This is a genomic window from Enterococcus sp. JNUCC 77, assembly GCF_054819945.1.
In genome coordinates this window covers 639303-662464 of the sequence record NZ_JBTHIG010000002.1, presented here as the reverse complement: position 1 = coordinate 662464, position 23162 = coordinate 639303, and the positions used below count along the sequence as shown (strand labels likewise).

Genomic DNA, 23162 nt, shown 5'->3' with positions numbered 1-23162 from the left:
GACGGAAATTTGTTAAATTTTCGGATAAACTTTTTGAGTGAAATATTTTAAAATTAATGGTGACAGCAACGTACTAAATAAAATAATCATTACTAATGAAGAATAATATTTGTCTGCTACTAAAAGATTGGCACTACCTAATTGCAAAATAATTAATGCCATCTCTCCACGGGAGACCATACCTGAACCAATCATCCAAGCGCTATTATTTTCAAAACCAGATATTTTGGCTCCAAAAAATCCACCTAATAATTTTGATGCTACCGCAATGACTACCATTAGTAAAATAAAACCTAGTTGCGTTGCCATCGATTGGAAATTTACTTCTAAACCGATACTGACAAAAAAGACCGGAATAAATATTGAATAGCCTAAAGCCTCCATGTTTTGATTCACTAACTCTTTCACTTCTGTTTGACCTACCGCAATTCCGGCAAAAAAAGCCCCGACGACTGAACTCAAACCAACGAAATCAGCAAAATATGCCATTCCTAAACAGATGATTAGTGAAACAATAATCACAGCTGATGTGGTGAATAATCTTTGAGCTAACTTCATTAAAAACGGTGCAATCCACTTCACTAAAAAGAAAATAAATACAAAAAAGCCGATTTCTTTTGCCAAAACAAAGAAGTTTTCACTCAAGGAAGCTTGATTTTTTTCAGCAATAAACGCCACACTAAAGCTTACTAATAAGACAGTCAAAATATCATCTAAAACGGCTGCACCTAAAATGGTGGCTCCTTCTTTACTATCCAGCGCCCGTAATTCTTTTAAAACCTCTACGGAAATACTTACCGAAGTGGCTGCCAAAATAATTCCGAAAAACAGTGCTTGATTGCTGGCTATTTGTAACAATTTCCCGCCGGCAAAAGCTAAAATCAAGGGTAATACTATCCCAAAGCTGGCTACTAAAATTGCTGGTCGAAAATATTTTCTTAACAATGACAAATCACTTTCTAAACCCGCAATAAACATTAGCAAGATCACACCGATTTCAGAAAACTCAGTCACCAATAAATTGGGATGCACCCAATTTAAGCCCCCTTGACCTAATACCACTCCTACAATCAATTGGCCGATAACTGCCGGTAAGCCGATTCTTTTGGAAAAATGGGCAGCCAATGTTGTTGTGATTAAAATGATTACTAGAATACCAATGAACGCCATTTAGATTCTCCTATTCTTGACTGATTGTCCATAATTTATTTGCAATTTCTCCTAGATCATTTTGATTGGCTTGATTGCATAATAAAATAACTCCACTATCACGATTTTGATCCATTAAAAGAACCGATGCGTATGCCCCAATTGAACCTAAGCCAATCAACTGTTGATTATCTAACCAATAACCACCAGCATAATTGCTATCTGAAACCAATAAACTTTGTAATTCACTACTATTTGGAAAAGTTGATTCCACTTGCCACAAATTTTCAGCCGACATTAAAAGATTACCAGCACCTAGCAAACTTGAAAATAGATTGGCAGCATCAGGCAATGACTCTTCTGCCACCTCAGAGTTTTTAAGGGAAGCTTCGGAGGGGTACCCTTTAGCGTAAGAGGTGTCCGCTGACAAATCTTGAGAAAAATAAGTGTGATTTAATTGCAACGGTGTACTGATTTTTTCGCTAAACAACTCGGCATAATCAAGCTGATAGACTTGTGATAAAATCCCTGCTAGTAAAGAATAATTAGCATTGGTATACTCAAAGTCAATTTGGTCAGCAACTGTTAATTCAGATAAAACATAGTTCAACTGGCTGTCTTGCGTCTCTAAAAACTCCCCTGGATCAGTTTCTTCCATTTGAATACCCGAAGTTTGATTTAACAATTGTCGAATGGTAATTTGACTACTGTTGGCTAATTCTGGATAAAAATCGACAATCGGTTGATCATAACTTATTTTACCCTCCGCAACGGCTTCAGCAATTAAGCTACCTGTTATAGTTTTTTGAATTGAAGCGATGGGAAAGCTTGTTTCAGCCGTGTTTTTAATTTTTTGCTGATAATCAGCGTAACCAAAACCAGCTGATAACTGTATTTTTTTATCTTTTACCACTAAAGCAACTCCATTAAAATCTTTTTCCTTCAAATATTGGGTGATCTGTTCAGTGCTTGAAACAGCGATCCTTTTTTGAACAGGTGCCTTTTTTTGAGAAAAATAAAAGCCGCTGACTGAGATGATTAGAGTAACTAAAATAACTATATAGCGAAATCCTGATTTTTTCATAGGGAACCTTCTGACTAATTGATTTATTATACTTTACACCTGATGAAAAAAAATCACCATTATTTTAATGTTTTTAAAAGAACTTTCAGAATAGATTGCTTAATCTAGACTTTTTCTTTATGATAAATAAAAAAAGGAGGCTGCAAGTTTGAAAAAAGAATCGTGGTTTACTTGGAAAGATTTAGTCTATTTCATCTGCTTGATTGCACTCATGGTTGGCTTGCGGATGTTCGTCTTTTCATCGATTACTGTGAATGGTGCATCGATGGATCCAACTTTACAAGATCGAGAAAAAATTATTGGTTTAAAATTGGGCGAAATTCATCGTTTTGACATCGTGACTTTTGACGCTCCTGATAATCCTGGCACAGACTATATCAAACGTGTCATTGGTTTACCTGGCGAAACCGTCAGCTATAAAAACGATCAACTTTATATTAATGACAAGGCATATAGTGAAGATTATTTAGATCAATATAAAAGTGAATTAACTGATGATTTACCTTTAACAATGGATGCCAATATGTCAGAAGACTTTTCCGTTAAAGTTCCAGAAGGTAGTTATTTTGTTTTAGGTGACAATCGCCGAGTTTCAAAAGACAGTCGTTTTATTGGCTCGATAGAAAGAGATAAAATTGACTCTAATGCAAAATTTGTGATTTGGCCATTGAACCAAATGGGCACAGTATAATAGAGGGACTTGATAAAATTGACGATTTTTCGTCAGATTTATCAAGTCTTTTTTTTGTGACAAATGTCATAGAATGTCATGACGGATGCTTCTTAAACCGCTTCTAATATTCCAGTAAACTTACCTTATCAACAAGAGATGAGGGAAATGAAAATGAATACAATCATAAAAATAAAACAAGTCACAGTTCGCTTCAAAAGAAAAAACGCCCTTGAAAAAATTAACTGTCATATTGATCGTGGCGAAGTGGTCGGTTTGGTAGGTCCAAATGGCGCCGGTAAAACCACTTTAATGAAAACTATTTTAGGTTTTATTCCAATAAGCACTGGAGAAATAGCGCACCAACAAATAAAAATGGCTTCACTGATTGAACAACCAGGTCTTTACCCTTTCATGACTGGGATGGAACACCTAAAAATGTTGGCGGAAAAGCAAACCACTCAGGTCGAAATTGATCGTTTGATTCATTTATTGGACTTAACCGATTTTATAAATCAAAAGACCAAAGAATACTCACTAGGGATGAAACAGCGCTTAGGAATTGCCATTGGATTATTAAATAATCCGGACTTAATCATTTTAGATGAGCCGATGAACGGCTTAGATCCTTATTCTGTTAAACTTTTGAAAAAAACGATTTTAACTTACAGCGAGACGGACACTAGCTTTTTAATTTCCAGCCACATTCTAAGTGAGTTAGAACAAATCGTCAATCGGGTTCTATTAATGAAAGCCGGTCATTTAGTTGAAAATGTTGTACATCCTGAATTATTAGAGGACTTTGAAGATGGCTTATTGGCCAAATTAGCTTAAAGGAGCGAATAAAAATGAAAAATACAATCCAACAAGAAATATATAAAATGAAGAAACAACAATTAATTCTGAAACAAAGTAGTGTCCTAGCAAGTTTTATTATTCTCAATGCCCTAGTTACTAAATTTACCAACATTATGTCTGCCGAAAAAGTTCTCCCGGTTTTATTTAACAGCGGTTGGCTAATTGTCTTTTACATGGTCTATCTGGCCAGTCAAATTTTTTCGATGGAATTTCGTTATGGTACTATCAAAAACTTACTACAAAAAAATCCTCAACGAAAAAATATTTTCTTAGGAAAAATCTTCACTTTGATAGGCTATTCAATTTATCTGAATCTGATTGCACTAGTGACAACCATTGCTGCCAGTTTAATTTTATTTCCCAAAATTGCTTTTAATGACGCAGTAATTTTTGAGACATTATTGACGAATATATTGGCAAGTTTTATTGGTATGTGGCTATTTGCTAGCTTATCTTTGATGATTTCTTTAATTGTGAAAAACGAATCTTTAGCAAGCATGTTAGGAATCGGTTCATATTTCATGTCTTCTATGTTGGCGGGCTTACAATTTATAGCTTTAGATAAAGCTCCTTGGTTACGTTGGAATCCTTTTAATATGTTGAATTTAGCCAATCAATTAGCCAATAGCTCCCTTTCAAAAATGACCTTATTATCGACTCATCAATTAGTTATCGGTAATATTCTTTATATCTTATTATTTATTTTCATTGCAAAATTAATCTTTAATCGCAAAAAAATTTAATTCTTATTGCTAAAAAGCGGATTTTCCGATTTAATTATAGTAACTGTTTGGAAAGGATTTCCTATGAATAAATTTCGCTTATTTCCAGCTGGAGAGACAATTTCCTCATTAATATGGCTGCTGTTTCTCTTGATTCCCATGATGTCATTGTTTCCCTATGATACTTTTTTAAAACAAATAGCTGGTTTGTCGCTTTTACTGTTTGCATGGTTTTATCGCAATACTTTATTTGATGGAAAATATTTCATTTATTGGATTGTTCTGCAATATCTGATTGCCTTATTTTATGTTCTGACATTAGGTTTTATCCAGCTTTTCATGTTTCCCGCTTGGAAATTAGGTTTTTCAAAAATCCGCAACCGAACGTTTTGGCAATTATTTATTTTACAAATTATTTTGATGACGATTGGTTTAATTTTTGGCCCGGTTCGCTACCCTGTTTTAGGTGGTGGCGATCAATTGGTAATGACGATTGGTTTTAGCTTATTTACTCTAGTCGCACCGCTAGCTGGTCAAGAATTTTATCATCAACAAGAACAACGAAAACAATATTATCAAGCCAATAAACGAATGGAAGGCGTCATTAAAGGAGAAGAACGAGACCGTATCGCTCGCGAATTACATGATTCTTTAGGCCAATCTTTATCTGTCATGACGATTAAACTGGATTTAGCTCAAAAAATCTTATATAAAAAACCTGCATTAGTAGAAAACGAACTAAAAGAGATTGAAACAATCTCCCGTTCAACCTTAAAAACAGTACGGGAAATTGTCTCAGATATGCGACAACGAACCGTGGCTGAAGAATTAATTGACGTCAACCAAGCCTTAACAGCGGCTAAAATTATTTTAACCACTGAAAATGAAGAATTAGCAGCTGAATTAGCGCCGCCACAGCAAACTGAATTTAGCAGCATTCTACGAGAAGCTGTCACAAATATAGTGCGCCACAGTAAAGCATCCTATTGCACGATTGCTTTTCAAAAAGCCCAAAATTATCTTCAAGTCAGTATCAAAGATAACGGAATCGGTACGAAAGATATTATTACAGGCAACGGACTAACGGGCATGAAAGAACGCATCGAAAAAATCAACGGTTCTTTTGTGATTCAAGAAGATAAAGGAACCCTATTACGTTTTAATATTCCCTTAAAGGAGGTTGAAAATGATTAAAGTCTTAATCGCTGAAGACCAAGGCGTGCTCTCTTCTGCTTTAGCCATGATTTTAAATTTAGAAGACGATTTAGAAGTTGTTGGAACAGCGAAAGATGGCGCTGAAGCCATGAAATTACTGTCAAAATTTAAACCAGATATTTTATTGACTGACATTGAAATGCCGGAAAAAACTGGTTTGGATATAGCTGAAGAATTAACAGCAAGTCCCACCAAAGTAATTATTTTAACTACCTTTGCTCGCGACGGTTATTTTGAACGAGCTGTGGCGGCAAAAGTCTCCGCTTATTTGTTAAAGGATACCCCTAGCGAAGAATTGATTAACCATATTCGAGCCGCCATGGAAGGAAAAACTTTTTATGAACCTTCGTTAATTACTGGTTATATGAACAATCAAAAAAATCCATTGAGACAAAAAGAGCAAGAAATTTTGAATTTGATTGCCAAAGGCGCTACCTCCAAAGAAATTGCCGCCAAACTTTACCTGTCTGACGGCACGATTCGCAATTATATTTCAGAAATCATCAGTAAATTAGCAGCTAAAAATCGGATTGATGCGGCAGAGAAAGCTAAGGAGAATGGGTGGCTATAAAAGCCGTGAGATGAATGAAATCATTTCACGGCTTTTTCTTAGTTATTCATTTTTCGTTTTTTGATAAATATTAGGATACTAGCAAGTCCCATTAACGCGATTCCCAAAACAATACTGAATACAGTTCATTGCAGACGAAATTATTATTAATTATTTTTAGGAATTTTTTTCTTTCGGTAACACAATCCCACTATATAACCAAACTGTTAAGAAATAGTACAGTATATAAAGCACAGTGAAAATTAAGAAAGGCAACCATATTCCTTGATAAGGTTGTTGCAACAAGGATTTAAACATTTGCAGACCAAACAAAACATGGAAAATCCCTAAGATCCCTGGGACTAAGAAAAGGGTACCGATTTCTTTTTTTAAAGCACTTTGTAATAAATTTCGGCGAGCACCGATTTTGTTTAACATTTGATAACGAATCGCATCACTAGCTGCACCTGATAAGATTTTAAACATCAAGCAACTTGCCAACATGGTTAGAAAGGCCAACCCTAAAAAGAAGCCCATAAATTCAAAACCGGAGAATAAGCTATTATAGACAGTATAGGCATCATACTTTTGTGACAAACTTAAATTGTTATCACCGGATAATTCAGGATTATTTTTTTGATTTAATGCCACCAAATCAGCAATTTTTTCTAAGGATGTTGAGAAATCTTTCACTTGAATTAACTGTAAACTACTGGTATTTTCTGGTAATGCCGCAAAATCACTTTCTGATAGAAAAACTTGATTCTTCGAGCGTTGGCTAGGTAATTCTAAGTTTCTTAATTGATCACTAGCAGTCACATCTGTTGCCAGACGATCGCCAGAGTATTCAGATTTTGTAAAATCTCCAGCTTCTTTCATTTCAACTACTTTTAAAGGGGTTTGATTAAATTCAGATTGAATGAAATAGACTGTGTCAGCCGTTTCTTTCATTTGGTAGCTGGTGTTTGATATTGGCTGTAATTTTCTGACTTGCCCCTGCGCCACTTTTTGACTGTTATTTAAAACTAAATCATAAGTATTGGTTGCTTCGGTCATTTTCGTAATTTCTTTGTGAAAACCTAAGCCGACTGTGACAGCGCCTAGAGCCAAAGCAAAAATCATCGCTACCATTGATAGCATTTTGGTATAGTCTTTTAGTCGAAATGTTAATTGTGCCAAAGTAAAATTATTTAATTTATTTAAAGCCAAATTAGCTGACCGTTTCAACAACGATATAATAAATATAATTACCCCATCAAACACAAAGTAAGTTCCTAAAACAATTGTGACCAATGCGATAACTAAAGCAAAGATACCGAAATTCATCACTTTAAACATCATGAAATAACCAATGCCAAGTAAAGCAATACCAGCCAATGTTTCAACAAATAACAATAATTTTGATCGTTTCACTTGAACCGGTGTATCGGCATCCTTCAATAGATTTAAAATTGGCAGTTTTACAATTTTTGTAGCGTTTAATATTGCTGCCACAAAAAAGATTACTACAAAGAAAATAAGCGTAGTTAAAAAAGCCGAAAAATGAACGGGTGAAAAATGGCTAACAGTTAAATTCAATTGGTGAACGAGTAACTGATTCACCCCAGCTGCTAGCCCAATGCCTAACAATACACCAACAATTGTTGCCGCAATACCGACAAAAAAGGTTTCTAAAAAGATCAATTGTGCGATTTTTCGACTTTTGGCTCCTAACATCATAAACAGTCCGTAGTCTCTTTGTCGCATCGTCATTAAAAAGGAATTGGCATATAAAATATAAACCAATGTGATAATTCCTAATAAAATTGACCCTAAATGAAAGATAAATACCACTGCTGAGATAGTTGAGTTACTTTTTAAAAAAGCTTCATTAGAGGCCAATGTTTCAAACATATAAAAGATTCCAGCGGCAACCACCAATCCTGAGAACAGGACTAAATAATCCCGCAAGCGATTTTTCATTCCGCTAAGTGACAGTTTTAATAACATTTTCCCACTCCCTACTGTTCTAAATCAGCCACTACCGCTAAGATTTCACGATAAAAATGTTCCCGACTGGCTGTTCCACGATTTAATTCTTGATAGATGACCCCATCTTTAATAAACAAAATTCGATCAGTAAAGCTTGCTGAAAATGGATCATGAGTCACCAACAAAATAGAGACTTGATCTTCTTGGTTCAAATCCGTCATGGTATCCAATAAAGCTCTGGCACTTTTAGAATCTAGCGCACCTGTTGGCTCATCTCCTAATAAAATCGTTGGTTGGGTAATTAAAGCTCTTGCAGCAGCGACTCGTTGTTTTTGTCCGCCGGAAATTTCAGCTGGATAACTGTTTAAAATTTCTGAAATACCTAAACGTTGTGCAATTTTTTTAACCCGAACTTTAATTTCTTTCTCTTTTACATTTTGTAAGGATAACGGTACCGAAATATTTTCAGCTGCAGTTAAATTTTCTAATAGATTAAAATCTTGGAAAATAAAGCCAATTTCTTTGCTACGAAAATCAGCCAATTGATTGCCTTTTAAATTTTGCGTTGGTTGTTGGTTAATGGTCACTTGTCCACTGGTTGGTTTATCTAAAGTTGCTAAAATATTTAATAACGTCGATTTCCCAGAACCCGAGGCACCCATAATACCAACAAAATCACCTTTTTCAATTTCAAAGGAAATACCCTTTAACGCTTCAGTTTTTTTACCAGTACCGTATGTTTTTTTTATTTCTTCAACAGTTACAATTTTTTCCATTTTCAATTCTCCTATTTGCTTAATTTTGTTTCAGCCTTTTGGGGTAAATCGTTTTTTTGGACTTCTTCATAAGAAGTCACCCCTTTTTTCTGATTCCAGGTTAATTTTAAATAAGCATCACGTTTTAAAGGCCGATCCTTAAAAGCTGAAAAATCCAATACTTTTTCTTGACCTTCTTTATCATAACCAATTAATTGATAACTGTATTTAGTAATCGCGTTGCCAGAATCATCTTGTTCTAAAGTTTTTGTGCCATCATCAGTGATTTGGACATAATAATCAGTACCACCCATCACAACTGTTTCAGCAATTTTCAGTCCACCAAATATAAGAACAACGACCAAGACTAAACCAATTAATAATTTTTTCATTTTAAATTCCTCCGTATTTTCTGATTAATGTCAGTTTATAATCATTTTATTTTTTGTAACATCGAAGTTTCTATTCTTTAACTTACAATTTCGTCACACAAAAAAACAACAGCTGTTAAACTGTTGTTTTTATCAATTAATATTCGGTTAAATCCAGTTCACTAGCAGCTTTTTCAAATGCTGCTTGGCAAGGTAAGACTTGTTTTTCTTTTTCTGGAAAAGTTGCATCATATGCCGGTAAAGCCGATAAATCAGGATACATCGCTGCAGAAAAATGCATTTCTCCCTGAATATTGTCTAAAGCTCCTTCATATAACGGTAACGCCATCACACCAGTATAAAACTTGCCGTCTGGCATGGAAATATGATACTTTTTGCTTCCTACAAAACCATAAGGCTGATAATGGTATGGAAAACCAGCGATAACAATTGCCTTATAGCCTAAACGTTTTGCTTCAGCAATCGAATGGCTAATCATTTGTCTACCAAAACCTTGGCGATGATATTTCGGTAAAATACTAACAGGACCAAAACTAACAACCACATGTTCTTCTCCGTTTCTAGCAATCACTTTGGCGCGGGTATAAATGATACTACCTATGATTTCACCATCTTTCTCAATCACAAAAGATAGTTCGGGTAAATAATCAGGATGCTTACGAATACTGTGAGCCAAGAAATGTTCTTCAGCACCCGGTTGATAAAGATTCCAAAAAGCCTCTCGTGTAATTTCTTCAACGCGGCGATAATCTTCTGGTTTTTCATGTCTAATAATTGTCTTCATATAAATAGTCTCCTTTAATGAATCCTTTGAATTTGCGACAAATAGCTGAAAACAACCCAAATAAGCTTATATTCTTTTGGGATTGCTTTAGTTACCTGTGACCCTCATCAGACATGCCTCATTTCTTTTCTTCTATTTTATCATAAATATTTTTGACTGGCAGCTTGCATTTTAGTTTGGACTTTTGACCGAATAACTGAACTGGCGAAAGCTGCATTAATGGCGACTTGATTCATCTGATAAAAGTCGATAAAGTCTAAATCAAAAGTTTTCATAACTAAATCGTATTCTTTTGATAAAGTCGTATCAGAAACTGTTTTATTATCAGTATTTAAACAAAATTGAACACCCTTAGCTAGCCAATTTCTGATAGGATAATCACTAATTTTTTCAATCGCCTTAGTTTGTAAATTACTTGTAGGACAGCCTTCAATACAAACATTAGCCGCAATCAGCTTTTCTTGCACCGCTTCATCAGTAGCAATCGCGATGCCATGTCCGACTCTTTGGGCGCCATGAGCTACCGAATCTACCACATTTGCGATACAACCGCACTCACCTGCATGTAAAGTCAAAGAAAGGGAAGTTTCATCAATCACTAAGCGATAGGTTTCCGACAAATCCGTCACCGAATCATCTAGCTCTGGACCTGCCAAATCTAAGCCGACTACTTTTGGATTTTCTAATTGTTGCGTTTCTTGAAAAACTTTTTTGATTTCCTCTTGTTTTTCCTGCCGCATCCCAATCACTAAAATATTGCCATCAATCGGATATTTTTCTTCAGCTTTTGCAATTCCACGAGCTACTGCTAAAATCGTTTGACTAACTGTCAATCCTTTTTCTTGAGACAAAGAAGGTGCAAAACGAATCTCGATATAAACAATCCCATCTTCAAAAGCCTGTTCCATCACATCAAAGGCAGCCATTTCTAAAGCAATTTCCGTTTGTAAATAAGGTGCCACAAAATCAAATGGCGCCAAATAATCGACTAAATCCTGTGCATCTGCTGGCGCTGTCATCGCTTCTTTTACTACCGCCAAATCTTGAGGAATCGCCATATTTTGTACCTTAGCAATCTCCATCAACGTCGCCGGTCGAATCGAACCATCCAAATGGCAATGTAACTCCGCCTTAGGAAAAGCCTGAATTTCTGAAAATTCCATTTCCACACCTACTTTTTTATATTGCTAAGAAGTATAACGGGTTTTTTGATGGAAGTATAGGCTTTTATTGAAAAAAAGCAAATAAAAAAACAATCCTAAAAATAGGATTGTTAAAATGGTTATGCATTGAGGTGAACTTCAAACTAATGTCTGTAAATCAATTTTTATTAGTTGATATCAGAACTTTAAGAGTTTTTTTCTAACACACCCGTTTTAAACGCTCGTCTGGATTTTACGCTTCAAATTCCACTACATTTTTAACAAATGCTTTTAATGCCGGAACATCGTCATCATCGTAAGCGTTATCAATTTTAACTAATTCACTTCCGCGGACTGCCCCAGTTTTTTCGAAAGTCTTATCAAATTCAATAGCTGCGTTACAAAATGTTGCATGGTGCATGTCATCATCGCCAGAACCCACAACACCAAATACTTTTCCAGCTAAATCTTGATCAGGTAGTTCTTCAAAGAAATCTTCTAAGTCATCTGGAACATCGCCATCTGTATAAGTAAATGTTGCCACTACACAAATATCCGCATCCGCAAAACTATCTTCATCTGCATCATCAGCCTCGATTAATTCAACTTCAACATCATGGCTTTTAAACTCGTCAACTAAAAATTCCGCAATTTCTTCAGTATTGCCTGTTAAGCTTGCATAAACAATTGTCGCATTTTTCATCATAATTCCTCCAAAAAATTGATATTTAGTACTTTTTTCACTTAATTAAAGAGTACGCTATAAGAGAGTTTCAGTCAATATATCAGTAGATAGCCAGAATATAGGTTTTTGACCATTTATGTTCTTATTGTATAAAAAAGTGCACAGAAAAATTATCTTTCCTGTGCACTAGATATTCAACTTATTAAAGTTCTAAATCATCATCCAACACGAATCCTTCAGCGACTAAATTCGTATCACCAATTAAAAATAATTGGTCATCTTGTACTTCCACCTGTAATTCTCCACCTAAAACTTCAACTTTTACTAGGTTTTCGTTAACTAAATCACGCTGAACAACGGCATAAGCTGTCGAACCAGTACCCGTGCCGCAAGCTAAAGTAAAATCTTCGACACCTCGTTCATAGGTTCTTTCAACTAACGATTGATCTGGTAAAACATCGTAAAAATTCACGTTAGCGCCTTTTTCCAGTTGTGGATGATGACGTAATTTTTTGGCTATATCCATTAAATTTTCAGTTTCCATCATTGCTAAATCTGGTTGGCGCACGACTAAATGAGGAATTCCAGGATTGCCTAACTCGACATAATCGACTAAAACAGCATCTCCATCAATTTCTAGTGCTAAATCTTTTGTGAAGACACTAGGTGAATTTAATTGAACACGGAAAATTCTTTGATTAATTTTTTCTGCCGGCACATCACCTGCGATGGTTTCCATCACCATTTTTTCACCAGCTAACTGATGTTCAATCGCGTAACGAGCAACACAACGAGCGCCGTTCCCACACATTTCAGCTTCTGAACCATCCGCATTAAAATAACGAGCAAAAAAATCGCCGCCTTTTTTTGCTGGTTCTAAGACAATCATCGTATCGGCACCGATGGATAAACGGCGCGTACAAATTCGTCTTGCTAATTTCATTAATTGTTCAGTATTAAAAGTCAGCGCCATATTATCAACGAGAATAAAATCATTTCCCGCTCCCTGCATTTTACTAAAAGCCAATTTCATGTTTTTTCCCTCACTTTAATGATGCTGGAATGATTTCATTTGCCAACATTTGATCAAAATTTTGTCGACGCACAATTAAATCTGCTTTGCCATTTTTTACTAAAACCACCGCCGGAATCGCTAATTTATTGTAATTACTAGCCATTGAATAGCCATATGCACCAGTCGAAAAAGTCGCAAAAATATCCCCAGCTTCAATTTTTGGCAATTCAATATCTTTAATTAAAATGTCGGTACTCTCACAAGCTTTACCAGAAATTGTTACCGTCTCGATAGCTGGTTCATCTGCTTTATTTGCTAAAACTCCTGTGTATTCCGCTTGATAAAGTCCTGGACGAATATTATCAGTCATTCCGCCATCAATTGACGCGTACTTACGAATACCAGGCAATTCTTTAATTGCCCCAATCGTATGAAGGGTAATCCCAGCTTCAGCGACAATACTTCTACCAGGCTCAATCACAACTGCCGGTTGCGGATAATGCTCTTTTTGGCAAAAGTCCAATAATCTTTCCATCATAGGATCGGTAAAGTAATTAAAGGGTTGCGGCTGATCACTATCCATATAAGTAACACCAAAGCCACCACCAAAGTTTAATTCTTCAATGATATAATCAAATTTTTCTTTCACCAACCGCACTAAGTCTAAAGCAATTGTCACAGCTGCTAAGTGAGCATTATTTTCAAACAATTGGCTGCCAACATGAAAATGAAAGCCTAAGAAATTCACTTCTGGTGCTTGAATCGCTTGCTCCACTTGTGGGAATAAGATCGCTGGATCAATCGGAATACCAAATTTTGAATCCTTTTGTCCTGTCGAAATAAACGAATGAGTAGCTACGGAAACTTCTGGCGTGATTCTAAATAAAATATTAATGACTTTATTTTTCTTTGCCGCAATTGAGCGAATAATCGCCACTTCCTGTAAGCTGTCCACAATAATTCGACCGACACCATAATCAATCGCCATTTCAATTTCAGCCAGACTTTTATTATTGCCATTCATCTCAATCAATTCTGGGGGGAAATCGGCTTTAATAGCAGTATACAATTCTCCATCAGAAAGAACCTCCAATGAGAAGCCTTGTTTTTCAATAATTTTTAGCATCGCCAAAGTTGAAAAAGCTTTGCTGGCATAAGCCACTCTTACTTTTTCATATTTATCGACAAAATTTGTCTGTAATTCATTTAATTTATTTTCAATTTTTGTTTGCGACATTACATATAACGGCGTACCAAACTCTTGCGCCAACGCAACTGTGTCACAGCCATCCCACATCAAATGACCATTTTTCGTTTCAAAATCCATCGCAACCTCCGAATATTTATTTGCTTCATCTTAACAAGATTTTTTATTAAAAGAAAGTAAAAGATTGATGAAGGCTAGATAATTAAAAAATAAATATTGATGACAGACAGTTAAGCTTTATCAATTGGTATTTTTACTTTCTATAAAATCAAAAAAGCTTTTAATGAATAAATAAATATCCAGTAGAATAGAAAAAAGGATTGCGCATTTTCTCCGCAATCCATACTTATTTTAACCCAAGAAGCCAAAAGCTTTACCAGCAATACCAACAATGAAGATTACTAAAATAATTAATAATGGACTAACATTTTTCTTCAACAGCCAAGAAACAAATAAGGTCAGTAATAAGGCCAACATTCCAGGCATAATGCTATCTAGCACATCTTGAACTGTTTGTGTAACTACTTTACCACTGTCATTAGTAATCCGAGTCGCAATGATAGGAATATTTATCGTGGTCCATTTGTTAACTAAAGCCCCCATAACGAATAATCCAACGACTGACGCACCTTCAGTTAATTTTTGAATCCGGCCACCAGCCATCTCTTTAATAATTTCATTTCCTTTTTCATATCCCAAAGTTAAGCCAAAATATTTAGTTGCTAGACGAATCGCATTAATAGCTACAAAAAATAGAATTGGTCCCGCGATACTACCAGCTGCTGCTAACGATGCACCTAAAGCTGCTAATACCGGACGCGCTGTTCCCCAGAAAATCGGATCACCGACACCTGCCAAAGGTCCCATCAAACCAATTTTCATTGCGGAAATTGAATTACCTGGCAAATTCCCGTGGTTAGCTTTTTCTTCCTCCATCGCACCGACAACCCCAAAAATTGGTGCTGTTAACCAGGGGTGCGTATTAAACCATTCTAAGTGACGCTGCAAAGCTTCATTTCTTTCTTTTCCTGGTGCATATAAACGTTTAATTGCTGGGATCATAACAAAACAGAAGCCCATATTTTGTACCCGTTCAAAGTTAAATGAACCAAGCAATAGATTTGATCTTAAAAACATACTATTTAAATCTTTTTTTGTTAATTTATTTTGATTTTCCACAGTTTTATCCTCCTTAAGCATCCAAGTCGTCGTCTAGGTCGTCATCGTAATCATTGACACTTTGATTATTTGGTGTTGCAACAGCTGCTTTGCCTCCGCCGACAACATTATATTTTAATTGAATAAAAAGAAGTGCTAAACAAAGACCGAGCCCACCAAAACCTACTAAGTTGAAATTAGTGAAGGCGGCGAATAGGAAGCCCATATAAAAGAAAGGTTTCAAATAAGGAACATCCATCATATTAATAACCATGGCGTAACCAACAACTACGATAATGCCACCACCAATTTGCAATCCACCTGTGATTACCTCTGGAATACTATTTAAGAAACTACTAACTGCATTTGCACTAATCATTGTAATGATAAATGTTGGGATCATGACACGAAGCGCTTGTAATGAAAGACCGAGTAAGTGCATGCGTTCAATCCCTTTAAAATTACCATTAGCTGCATAATCGTCTGCCTTATGAACAAAGAAAACGGTAATAGTACGAACAAAGATTGTTAATGCTTGACCGGCTGCAGCTAAAGGTACTGCAATCGCAATGCCTTCGCCGATTCCTTGATTAGAAACAATTACTAAAATAGTTGAAATTACTGAAGCAATTGCTGTATCAGGTGCCATCGCCAGACCAACATTCATCCATCCTAAGGCCATCATTTCTAAAGTTCCACCTAAGAGTATGCCCGTTCCAACATCACCTAAAACTAATCCTACCAAAGTACAAGCAACTAATGGACGGTGTGTTTGCGCTTCGTCTAGCACACTCCCCATACCCGTAATACCAGCAACCACTAAAAGTAATACAATCTGTATTGCGTTCATCTTTTCAAACTCCTTTATCCTTTATTTGTGTAATTCGTTATAAAAATCAGTACTAGAATCTCCCGGTAGTTGACGTAATTCTAATTTCACACCTAGATCGTGTAATGTATCAAAAGCTTCGATATTTTTTAGTGACACGCTAACAGCTTTAGTAATTTGCTTGCGGTCTTTTTCAAAACGCATCCCACCAACATTAATTTCTTTTAATGGGACACCTTTTCCCACTAATTCCACTATATCTTCTGGTCCTTCAAATAACAGCATGACAGAATCATTCTCATACCGTGGTGAGTTGTAAGCCCGCACCATTTTATCAACAGTTACCGCACTGGCCTTCACATTTGCTGGCGCAACAGATAAAATTAACGTTTTTCTCATTTCATCATTGGCTACTGCATCTGATACAATAATAATCCGATCAACCGGTCGTAATTTAACCCATTTAGTTAAAACTTGTCCGTGGATAAACCGATCATCAATTCTTGCTAATTCTATTTTCATAGTAAATCCTCCTCAGAATCTGTTTGGGTCTTTTTAATTTCTTCAGTAAAAACTTTAAAACTCTCGTAACCAACGTTTTTTAATGCTGGTAGTATCTCGGCTAGATTCTCGCCGTCCTTACGACTAGCGGCTTCTAAAACTAACGGCAAGTTCACACCGGTTAAAATATCGGCGTTTTTCAATGGGTAAATAACTTGCGCTGCAGCATTGTAAGGTGTTCCCCCAAACACATCAACTAAAAATAAAACTTCTTCTCCTTCAGCTAATGCATCCATCTCCGCCTGAAATTTCTCCTGTACTTGTGGTAAGCCTTCTCCTTTTAAAAAGGGAATAGCAATGACCGCTGGATCTGCTCCAAAAATCATTTCAAAAGCACTGAGTATGCCAGTTGAAAGTTGGCCATGTCCACTAATTATTATTTTCACCATACTTTCGCTCCTTTCCTTCACTTTCAATAAAGCAAGTAACGTGCCAAAAAAGTGTTTCCCTTTAAAATGACAGTTTTTATCAATAAAAAAAGAAGTGTTTTAATAAAATAAAACACTTCTCCAGCTTTTTTTAATTTTTAAAACACTTTAGTCTGCTAATAAAACTTCTGCAATAAACGTTTTCTCATCTTGCGAAATATTTAAGTCCAGCTTCTCTTCAACTGGGGCAATTGTTTCCCCCACTAAAGCCAGCAAATCAACCAACTCTTCTCGCAAAGGCTCATCGTAATCCAGTGAACTTTGTTTCAGCACCCGCTCAAAGGCAAAGGCTGTGTGGACGACTAATTTTAATGACAAAGAATTGGGAAAACTTCTACCTAACTTGATTTGTAAATCGTCGATCCACTCCATTAATAAATCAGTGATATGATGAGGGTTTAAGTAGACTAAATACATATTCAAAGTATCTTGTACCAAATCACGAATAATGACATTATCTTTTGTGATGACTTCTTTGCTGCTATCGTACTGGCCTAAAAGTTGTCGTAAGGCCCGCTCTCCTGAGCCGTCCACTAGATTTTCTAAAGAAATATATGGTACGTCAATCTTGGGATTTTTGGTACCTACAGAAGCAATGACTTGGTATTTTTCCAAAAGATTAGGGATGTCTTCCTTCATTTTTAAACTTGAAACAGTTACTACTCGAACTGTTTCATCTGTTTGACTATCCACCACTTTAGTAATCATTTCTTCTAATTTTTTGGCGGTCCCTTGACCAGTGGTACAGACTGCTAAAATGGCTTTATCCCGTCCACCAGTTAAGCCTTGTAATTGCATAGCTGACAGAAAATCTTTCGTAACAGAGTGATAAATACCGTTTAAATCTAGATCCATATAATTTGTTTTCCGCGCCACGTCTAATACCATACTAGTCGTCACGTTGGGAATGGTTTTGATTGGGACTTTAGTGGCTTTAATTAACTTTTCTTCAAAAGTTGCCAAAGAGCCCATATCAACCAACATTAAGACGCCACGACCTTGATTCATTTCTTTGATAGTTTCAACTAATTTAGCAAATAATTCCTCTGGCTGAACTTCCAACGGCATGTTTAAAGCGGCCATCGGAACATCTCCTAATAAATCTTTGGCCACTTGCACCATCGAAGTTGCCGTAGAATTACCATGAGCCACTACTAAAACACTCACCTTCTTCTTTTCATCAAGTGTTTCAATTGAGACTAACAACATTGTTAAATAAATAACTTCTATTTCGGGGAAACTAATTTCTAATCTGTTTTCTATTTCGGTTTTAAATAAACAGGCAACTTGGTATTCACTCGCATTTTCTTTTTTTATTTCAATGATATCAAAGGGAGAAAGCAGTTTATCCTTCGTTTCTCGGTGAAAATACGCATCTAAATGCATGCCAATGTAATATAAGAAACGGTTATCAAAGGTTACGCCCATCTCTGCCTCAGCAATATTTTTCAAACGCAAAGTCAATTCCGAAATCTTTGGCTCGACAAATTTCAATAAATTATAGTCAATTGTGCTCTTATTAACAAAGTTCCGTACATATAGATGCAGGTCGGTCATAATATATTGATGGATATCCTTCTTAGAAATGCCTTCTTTTTCAAGTATATTGACCTTATCTTCAATGACCTCATAAATATTGAGACCACTGTTTTCTTCTTCGAGGCTTTCTTGTAACTTATTAGGATAAATCACCGTTGTCACATCAACATAAGAAGAAATTTCCTCGGATTTTTTAATATTTTGACTGCTGGAATGCCACTGATTACGGACTTCTTCCGGCAAACTTTGGAGTGTAATCTTGATTTCATTGCCTTGATGAAGCTGTTTCAAAAATGCCTGGGCGCAAACCAATTGAATTTGCGATTTCAATTGTCCAACATTGCCATAATTTACCCCTTGTACCAGCGCACTAATCACATCAATGTCGATATAGAAAGTTTTCTTCACTCGTTTGGCCTCATTTTCAAACAAGAACTTGATTAAATCTACCCTCTCTTCGATTGAACGGTGAATTAAAGCAGGAATCTCAATGGTCATAGGAATTCGTCGTTGAAAAGTACCTAACAAATTTGAGTTAGGATCTTCGGTAGTGGCACACACGATTAAAACTTCGGCTTCCCGTTGAAAACCATTTTCCCCCATTCGATTGAAATGCCCGTTATCAATAAAATAAAACAACATTTCTTGACCTTCTGGCGTCAAGCGATGGACTTCATCTAATAACAATACGCCATGATTGGCTTGTTCTACTAAGCCTGGATGGTCTTCATCCGCACCAGTAAAAGCCCCTCTAACATAACCAAACAGTTGCGACATCAAAAGTTGAGGATTGTTATAATAATCAGCACAGTTAAAACTAATGAAGGGTGCTTCAACATCAAACAACTGCTCGTAAATCCCATATTGATAAATTTTATTGGCAAAAAAAGTTTTTCCAGATCCTGTTGGCCCCAAAAGCAACATATGCAAGCCATTCGGTGGATAATGAACTGCAGCTTTGGCTTGAGAGACAGCCTTTTTCAAACTAGCCTTGTGACCAATCAATAAATCAAAGGGATTACGATTTTTTTTATGATTGAATTTAAGTTGATTGTCGACAATAAATTCATCAACGTTTTCGATTTCATTACGGCTAGCTGGCCATTGAATATGTAAAATTTCTTCTAAAGCTTCCACTGAAATATAACGCACAGGATATCCTTTGATTTTAACAACCATTTCATCCCGGACTAACTTGTTCAACTCTGAACTAACATTTGCTCGAGACAACGCTAACAATTCTGCCAACTCAGAAGCTGAAGAACCTTTTTCTTGGATTAAACGAGTCTCATCACTCGTATACCAAATTTCATTTAGTTTTTGATACACTTTGTCAATCCGCTTCATTTTTTCACCCTTTTTTTGAAACACTTTTCTTCATTATAGACAACGCTCGGTCTTTTGCCAATCTAAATTAAAAACCCGAGACGGCAATCTCGGATTTTTTTAACTATTCACTAAAACTAGCAACAATATTCTTTAGATTTTGTTTATGCCACTTTGTTCCTGTCATGGATGATAGATTGAATGACAATTTTAAATGTTGATCATTGGCTAATTTTTCTTGTGTTTCAATGGTTAACTGATAGTTCAGACCTTGCTTGGTTAGCTCTTTACTAACAATTTCTGATTGATCTACTAATAAATAATCTGTGAAAACTTCCAGTTGACGATTATATTTAGCAGCCGCAAAGAAATTTTCACTATAATAGAGGCAACTCATAATCGGACTTAGACTGACTACATTGATGGAAATCACCGAATGACCCAACGAAAACTGACGGTCAGTAAACTTACTAGCTAAAAATTGACAAAAACTCTCCTCTTGCAAAAATAACGCCATAAAATATCCCCTCACTTATTTTCATACTTGCAGTGTACCTTACTTCAGAATCTCATAGCAATAAAAAATTGATTGCGAAAAAAATCTCAACCATATCAGTTTAGATTGATCTTTTAATCTTCCGTTCAGGAATAAATCACCTTACCAAAACCACTATATTGATGACAATAATAGTTAGCAGTGTAGTAAAATAACCTGTAAATAAGGCTACTACCACCCAAACAATTGACCAATAAAGCTTTGGATAGTGACTAAATAACTTTTACTAAAGGAGAATCTCACCTATCGGACATACTAAAATATAAGCGGAAAAAAATATGATCTGATGGTGCCTGAAAGAATCCAACCAAACAAGGCTTGCGGTGGCCAAGCACAAGGATTGATCACCCACCCATGTGTTACAAATGGAAAAAGAGTCATCATTAAAATAAGTACATTATTCGCCCATAAAACCACCCCATCGTTTTTATCAACGATTTGGAAAAGATGGTAATGGTTGTGTTGCAATAAGTAGCCAGCGCCACAAAACTAATTAAATAAACGACTAACTTATGACCCACTGCAAATAAATCGTTCCAACTACCACCAGCTGATTGTGGCAATTTCAAAACTAATAATGTCGTAACGATCGAAATAATCCCATCATTAAGACCCTCAACCTGTAACTTTGACATGCTGTCCCTTTTTATTTAGTGTAGGACCTAAAAAAATACGCAATCAGTATGAATAAGTTGCCAAATTGCTTCGAAAAATACAGAAGAACGAAAAAAAGAGAGGCAAGCCTCTCTTTAGAATTAATTTTGCTTTTCCAAAGCAAGTTGTAACTCATCAAAGTCAGTAAACAGTTGGTCGGCATCTATTTGAGAGAAATTGAATCGGGTTTCTTTTTTGGCAAAAGTATACATGCCGGCTTTTTTTGCGGCGGTGATACCATATTCAGAATCTTCAACTACGATACACGCTTCCACAGGCAAAGCTAACTTTTCTGCAGTTGTGAAATAGATTTCTGGATGAGGCTTCGATTGTTTAAACTGATCACCACTTAAAACAACATCGAAATAACCAGCTAGCTCACATTCTTCTAATACCGTTGCAATTTTTTCTGGTGATCCTGAAGAAGCCAAAGCGATTTTTTTGTCTTTTTTCTTTAACCAATCAAAGACAGTTAAAATTTCTTCGTTTAAAATACTTTGAAAATCAATCTTTTGCGCTTTAAAATAATCCGTAAAACCTTGAAAATAGGTATCAAAAGTTTCTTCTGGCGCATAAGGAGAGATAATTTGATAGGTTAATTTTCGATTAGCACCCACCACTTTTAGCATTTCTTCTTCAGAAATATGGATATTTTTATGGGCGATAAATTCCTTTTGCCGGGCCAATTGTATCGGTTCAGAGTCAATAATTACTCCATCCATATCAAAGATAACTGCTTGAAAAGTCACTATACTACTTCCTTAATTGCCAATTTTTGGTATTGTTCTACAATTTTCGCTACAACGTCATCATCTTCTGTTCTTCCAATATATTTGGCAATTGTTTCAGTTAAGCCAATATCTTTAATATCTGCTTGAATTTCCATGGCGCTCTCATCTCGTGGTTCATTATAAGCAAAGGCACTAGCTAAAGCTTTCGTTAAACCAGTGTAATCAATCCCATATTTTTCACATAGCGCCACGACACCCATAAAACGATCATGAGCTCCCACTTTGCGAATTGGATCGTAAGCAACTCGATAAATCGCATCAGGCATTTCATTTTTAGCTTTTGGCAGATATTCTAGTTCACGAATTTCATCACGAGTCACGGGATATTCAAACAGTACTGCGTGAACAGTCGCATCGTGAACTTCTTTAATTAAAGCCGCCACTTCTGGATCTGTTTGAGCCGTAGTGATATCATCATAACCCTTCAAATAGCCAAAGTAAGCCGTCGCCGCATGGGGCCCATTGATGGTAAAGACCTTAATATCCTTCAGCATCTCAACATTGTCTCTAACGTCTAGCCACTTTACATCACTAAAGTCACTGTTAACAGGCCCTTGGATAATTAAGGCCGCCACTGCAGTCGTCACTAAATCAGTACTATATTCTGAATCGGCATCAGTTGAACGACGAACGATGGAATCTCTTACGACAACATTTTTATCAAACCAGGTCTTTGCCTCTTCTGAACCTAAATTTTCTCGATAGTATGCAGTAATTTGGTCAATAATATGATTCTTATTAGTTAAACAAATTAAAGTTTTTTTACTTTCAGGATTGACTTCAAATTGTTTATCAAAACATTTTCCTAAGTATTTCGCTGATTCTTCAAAATCTTCTGGGTAAAGTGGCAACATCACTAAGTCAGCTGCTAAAAAATCATCCATGACAGCATAATTATCATCTGCTAAATAGGCTTTATAACCTTCAATTTTATTCATGAAAACATCATCTGTGGTATGAACTCGCACATCATAATAACCTTTTTCATTTAATTTATCGATTACTTTTGGACTGTTGTCGAGAAAACTAATTTGCCAATCAGCATTAAAGAACGTTTCTCCTACAAATCCTTTACCTAAACGACCAGCACCGACAATTAACACATTTTTATTACTCATACC

Annotated in this window: 24 protein-coding genes; 5 read left to right on the top strand and 19 right to left on the bottom strand. The window is 35.9% G+C overall.

Annotation, left to right across the window (positions count from 1 at the left end; translation table 11 throughout):
* Positions 1-12 precede the first annotated feature (12 nt).
* Positions 13-1170, bottom strand: coding sequence for a cation:proton antiporter (locus ACVWNY_RS16230; RefSeq protein ID WP_454071983.1), 1158 nt, complete (start codon positions 1168-1170; stop codon positions 13-15).
* 10 nt (positions 1171-1180) lie between these two features.
* Positions 1181-2233 carry a serine hydrolase domain-containing protein gene (locus tag ACVWNY_RS16225; RefSeq protein ID WP_454071982.1) on the bottom strand — a complete coding sequence of 351 codons (1053 nt, stop codon included), beginning with the start codon at positions 2231-2233 and terminating at the stop codon, positions 1181-1183.
* A gap of 148 nt (positions 2234-2381) precedes the next feature.
* Between ACVWNY_RS16225 and lepB the strand changes: the two genes are divergently transcribed.
* The 5 genes from lepB (at position 2382) to ACVWNY_RS16200 (ending at position 6269) form a co-directional block, all read left to right on the top strand.
* Positions 2382-2924 carry a signal peptidase I gene (gene lepB / locus ACVWNY_RS16220; RefSeq protein ID WP_281419016.1) on the top strand — a complete coding sequence of 181 codons (543 nt, stop codon included), beginning with the start codon at positions 2382-2384 and terminating at the stop codon, positions 2922-2924.
* A gap of 153 nt (positions 2925-3077) precedes the next feature.
* The gene (locus tag ACVWNY_RS16215; protein WP_454071981.1) at positions 3078-3737 is read left to right on the top strand and encodes an ABC transporter ATP-binding protein; all 660 of its coding nucleotides are present in this window, start codon (positions 3078-3080) and stop codon (positions 3735-3737) included.
* A gap of 14 nt (positions 3738-3751) precedes the next feature.
* Positions 3752-4504, top strand: coding sequence for an ABC transporter permease (locus tag ACVWNY_RS16210; protein ID WP_454071980.1), 753 nt, complete (start codon positions 3752-3754; stop codon positions 4502-4504).
* A gap of 63 nt (positions 4505-4567) precedes the next feature.
* Positions 4568-5677: a sensor histidine kinase gene (locus ACVWNY_RS16205; RefSeq protein ID WP_461211750.1), complete on the top strand. Its 1110-nt coding sequence runs from the start codon at positions 4568-4570 to the stop codon at positions 5675-5677.
* Complete coding sequence (locus tag ACVWNY_RS16200) at positions 5670-6269, top strand: response regulator (RefSeq protein ID WP_454071978.1); 600 nt, start codon at positions 5670-5672, stop codon at positions 6267-6269. Before ACVWNY_RS16205 ends, ACVWNY_RS16200 begins: the two co-directional genes overlap by 8 nt.
* A 156-nt stretch (positions 6270-6425) precedes the next feature.
* Here the strand turns inward: ACVWNY_RS16200 and ACVWNY_RS16195 are convergent, their stop codons facing one another.
* The 17 genes from ACVWNY_RS16195 to ACVWNY_RS16115 form a co-directional block, all read right to left on the bottom strand.
* Positions 6426-8237, bottom strand: coding sequence for an ABC transporter permease (locus ACVWNY_RS16195; RefSeq protein WP_218325632.1), 1812 nt, complete (start codon positions 8235-8237; stop codon positions 6426-6428).
* Positions 8238-8248: 11 nt separating this feature from the next.
* The gene (locus ACVWNY_RS16190; protein ID WP_454071977.1) at positions 8249-8995 is read right to left on the bottom strand and encodes an ABC transporter ATP-binding protein; all 747 of its coding nucleotides are present in this window, start codon (positions 8993-8995) and stop codon (positions 8249-8251) included.
* Positions 8996-9006: 11 nt separating this feature from the next.
* On the bottom strand, positions 9007-9366 hold the full coding sequence (locus ACVWNY_RS16185; RefSeq protein WP_218325630.1) for a YxeA family protein: 360 nt from the start codon (positions 9364-9366) through the stop codon (positions 9007-9009).
* Positions 9367-9502: 136 nt separating this feature from the next.
* Complete coding sequence (locus tag ACVWNY_RS16180) at positions 9503-10150, bottom strand: GNAT family N-acetyltransferase (protein ID WP_218325629.1); 648 nt, start codon at positions 10148-10150, stop codon at positions 9503-9505.
* Positions 10151-10290: 140 nt separating this feature from the next.
* Positions 10291-11313 (bottom strand): adenosine deaminase, encoded by a 1023-nt coding sequence (gene add, locus ACVWNY_RS16175; RefSeq protein ID WP_218325628.1) that lies wholly within the window; start codon positions 11311-11313, stop codon positions 10291-10293.
* A 232-nt stretch (positions 11314-11545) separates the two neighbouring features.
* Positions 11546-11995: a flavodoxin gene (locus ACVWNY_RS16170; RefSeq protein WP_218325627.1), complete on the bottom strand. Its 450-nt coding sequence runs from the start codon at positions 11993-11995 to the stop codon at positions 11546-11548.
* Positions 11996-12179: 184 nt separating this feature from the next.
* Positions 12180-13010: a diaminopimelate epimerase gene (gene dapF / locus ACVWNY_RS16165; RefSeq protein WP_218325626.1), complete on the bottom strand. Its 831-nt coding sequence runs from the start codon at positions 13008-13010 to the stop codon at positions 12180-12182.
* A 10-nt stretch (positions 13011-13020) separates the two neighbouring features.
* The gene (gene lysA / locus ACVWNY_RS16160; RefSeq protein ID WP_218325625.1) at positions 13021-14319 is read right to left on the bottom strand and encodes a diaminopimelate decarboxylase; all 1299 of its coding nucleotides are present in this window, start codon (positions 14317-14319) and stop codon (positions 13021-13023) included.
* A gap of 231 nt (positions 14320-14550) precedes the next feature.
* Entirely contained in the window at positions 14551-15399 is an 849-nt protein-coding gene (locus ACVWNY_RS16155; protein ID WP_246601439.1) for a mannose/fructose/sorbose PTS transporter subunit IID, read from the bottom strand.
* A complete protein-coding gene (locus tag ACVWNY_RS16150) occupies positions 15392-16207 on the bottom strand; it encodes a PTS mannose/fructose/sorbose transporter subunit IIC (protein ID WP_218325623.1) in 816 nt (271 codons plus the stop codon). The genes ACVWNY_RS16155 and ACVWNY_RS16150 overlap by 8 nt, the downstream gene beginning before the upstream one ends.
* Positions 16208-16228: 21 nt before the next feature.
* Entirely contained in the window at positions 16229-16708 is a 480-nt protein-coding gene (locus ACVWNY_RS16145) for a PTS sugar transporter subunit IIB (RefSeq protein WP_454071976.1), read from the bottom strand.
* Positions 16705-17136, bottom strand: coding sequence for a PTS sugar transporter subunit IIA (locus tag ACVWNY_RS16140; RefSeq protein ID WP_438720827.1), 432 nt, complete (start codon positions 17134-17136; stop codon positions 16705-16707). Before ACVWNY_RS16140 ends, ACVWNY_RS16145 begins: the two co-directional genes overlap by 4 nt.
* A 147-nt stretch (positions 17137-17283) precedes the next feature.
* Positions 17284-20061 carry a sigma-54-dependent transcriptional regulator gene (locus tag ACVWNY_RS16135; protein WP_454071975.1) on the bottom strand — a complete coding sequence of 926 codons (2778 nt, stop codon included), beginning with the start codon at positions 20059-20061 and terminating at the stop codon, positions 17284-17286.
* Between the two features lie 103 nt (positions 20062-20164).
* Positions 20165-20557, bottom strand: a complete 393-nt coding sequence (locus ACVWNY_RS16130; protein WP_218325619.1) for a hypothetical protein — start codon at positions 20555-20557, stop codon at positions 20165-20167.
* Positions 20558-20979: 422 nt separating this feature from the next.
* Entirely contained in the window at positions 20980-21231 is a 252-nt protein-coding gene (locus ACVWNY_RS16125; protein ID WP_454071974.1) for a TMEM175 family protein, read from the bottom strand.
* Positions 21232-21351: 120 nt separating this feature from the next.
* Positions 21352-21999, bottom strand: coding sequence for an HAD family hydrolase (locus ACVWNY_RS16120; protein ID WP_454071973.1), 648 nt, complete (start codon positions 21997-21999; stop codon positions 21352-21354).
* On the bottom strand, positions 21999-23159 hold the full coding sequence (locus tag ACVWNY_RS16115) for a mannitol dehydrogenase family protein (RefSeq protein WP_454071972.1): 1161 nt from the start codon (positions 23157-23159) through the stop codon (positions 21999-22001). Before ACVWNY_RS16115 ends, ACVWNY_RS16120 begins: the two co-directional genes overlap by 1 nt.
* Between the last annotated feature and the right edge of the window lie 3 nt (positions 23160-23162).

What these genes read in the sequence shown, in the direction of transcription:
- ACVWNY_RS16215 (WP_454071981.1), top strand. Translation starts at nt 3,078, where the DNA reads ATGAATACAATCATAAAAATAAAACAAGTCACAGTTCGCTTCAAAAGA.
- ACVWNY_RS16225 (WP_454071982.1), bottom strand. Translation starts at nt 2,233, where the DNA reads ATGAAAAAATCAGGATTTCGCTATATAGTTATTTTAGTTACTCTAATC.
- lysA (WP_218325625.1), bottom strand. Translation starts at nt 14,319, where the DNA reads ATGGATTTTGAAACGAAAAATGGTCATTTGATGTGGGATGGCTGTGAC.
- ACVWNY_RS16115 (WP_454071972.1), bottom strand. Translation starts at nt 23,159, where the DNA reads ATGAGTAATAAAAATGTGTTAATTGTCGGTGCTGGTCGTTTAGGTAAA.
- ACVWNY_RS16190 (WP_454071977.1), bottom strand. Translation starts at nt 8,995, where the DNA reads ATGGAAAAAATTGTAACTGTTGAAGAAATAAAAAAAACATACGGTACT.
- ACVWNY_RS16205 (WP_461211750.1), top strand. Translation starts at nt 4,568, where the DNA reads ATGAATAAATTTCGCTTATTTCCAGCTGGAGAGACAATTTCCTCATTA.
- ACVWNY_RS16125 (WP_454071974.1), bottom strand. Translation starts at nt 21,231, where the DNA reads ATGTCAAAGTTACAGGTTGAGGGTCTTAATGATGGGATTATTTCGATC.
- add (WP_218325628.1), bottom strand. Translation starts at nt 11,313, where the DNA reads ATGGAATTTTCAGAAATTCAGGCTTTTCCTAAGGCGGAGTTACATTGC.
- ACVWNY_RS16155 (WP_246601439.1), bottom strand. Translation starts at nt 15,399, where the DNA reads ATGCTTAAGGAGGATAAAACTGTGGAAAATCAAAATAAATTAACAAAA.
- dapF (WP_218325626.1), bottom strand. Translation starts at nt 13,010, where the DNA reads ATGAAATTGGCTTTTAGTAAAATGCAGGGAGCGGGAAATGATTTTATT.
- ACVWNY_RS16130 (WP_218325619.1), bottom strand. Translation starts at nt 20,557, where the DNA reads ATGGCGTTATTTTTGCAAGAGGAGAGTTTTTGTCAATTTTTAGCTAGT.
- ACVWNY_RS16230 (WP_454071983.1), bottom strand. Translation starts at nt 1,170, where the DNA reads ATGGCGTTCATTGGTATTCTAGTAATCATTTTAATCACAACAACATTG.
- ACVWNY_RS16170 (WP_218325627.1), bottom strand. Translation starts at nt 11,995, where the DNA reads ATGAAAAATGCGACAATTGTTTATGCAAGCTTAACAGGCAATACTGAA.
- ACVWNY_RS16140 (WP_438720827.1), bottom strand. Translation starts at nt 17,136, where the DNA reads ATGGTGAAAATAATAATTAGTGGACATGGCCAACTTTCAACTGGCATA.
- ACVWNY_RS16210 (WP_454071980.1), top strand. Translation starts at nt 3,752, where the DNA reads ATGAAAAATACAATCCAACAAGAAATATATAAAATGAAGAAACAACAA.
- ACVWNY_RS16150 (WP_218325623.1), bottom strand. Translation starts at nt 16,207, where the DNA reads ATGAACGCAATACAGATTGTATTACTTTTAGTGGTTGCTGGTATTACG.
- ACVWNY_RS16200 (WP_454071978.1), top strand. Translation starts at nt 5,670, where the DNA reads ATGATTAAAGTCTTAATCGCTGAAGACCAAGGCGTGCTCTCTTCTGCT.
- ACVWNY_RS16145 (WP_454071976.1), bottom strand. Translation starts at nt 16,708, where the DNA reads ATGAAAATAGAATTAGCAAGAATTGATGATCGGTTTATCCACGGACAA.
- ACVWNY_RS16135 (WP_454071975.1), bottom strand. Translation starts at nt 20,061, where the DNA reads ATGAAGCGGATTGACAAAGTGTATCAAAAACTAAATGAAATTTGGTAT.
- ACVWNY_RS16185 (WP_218325630.1), bottom strand. Translation starts at nt 9,366, where the DNA reads ATGAAAAAATTATTAATTGGTTTAGTCTTGGTCGTTGTTCTTATATTT.
- ACVWNY_RS16180 (WP_218325629.1), bottom strand. Translation starts at nt 10,150, where the DNA reads ATGAAGACAATTATTAGACATGAAAAACCAGAAGATTATCGCCGCGTT.
- ACVWNY_RS16195 (WP_218325632.1), bottom strand. Translation starts at nt 8,237, where the DNA reads ATGTTATTAAAACTGTCACTTAGCGGAATGAAAAATCGCTTGCGGGAT.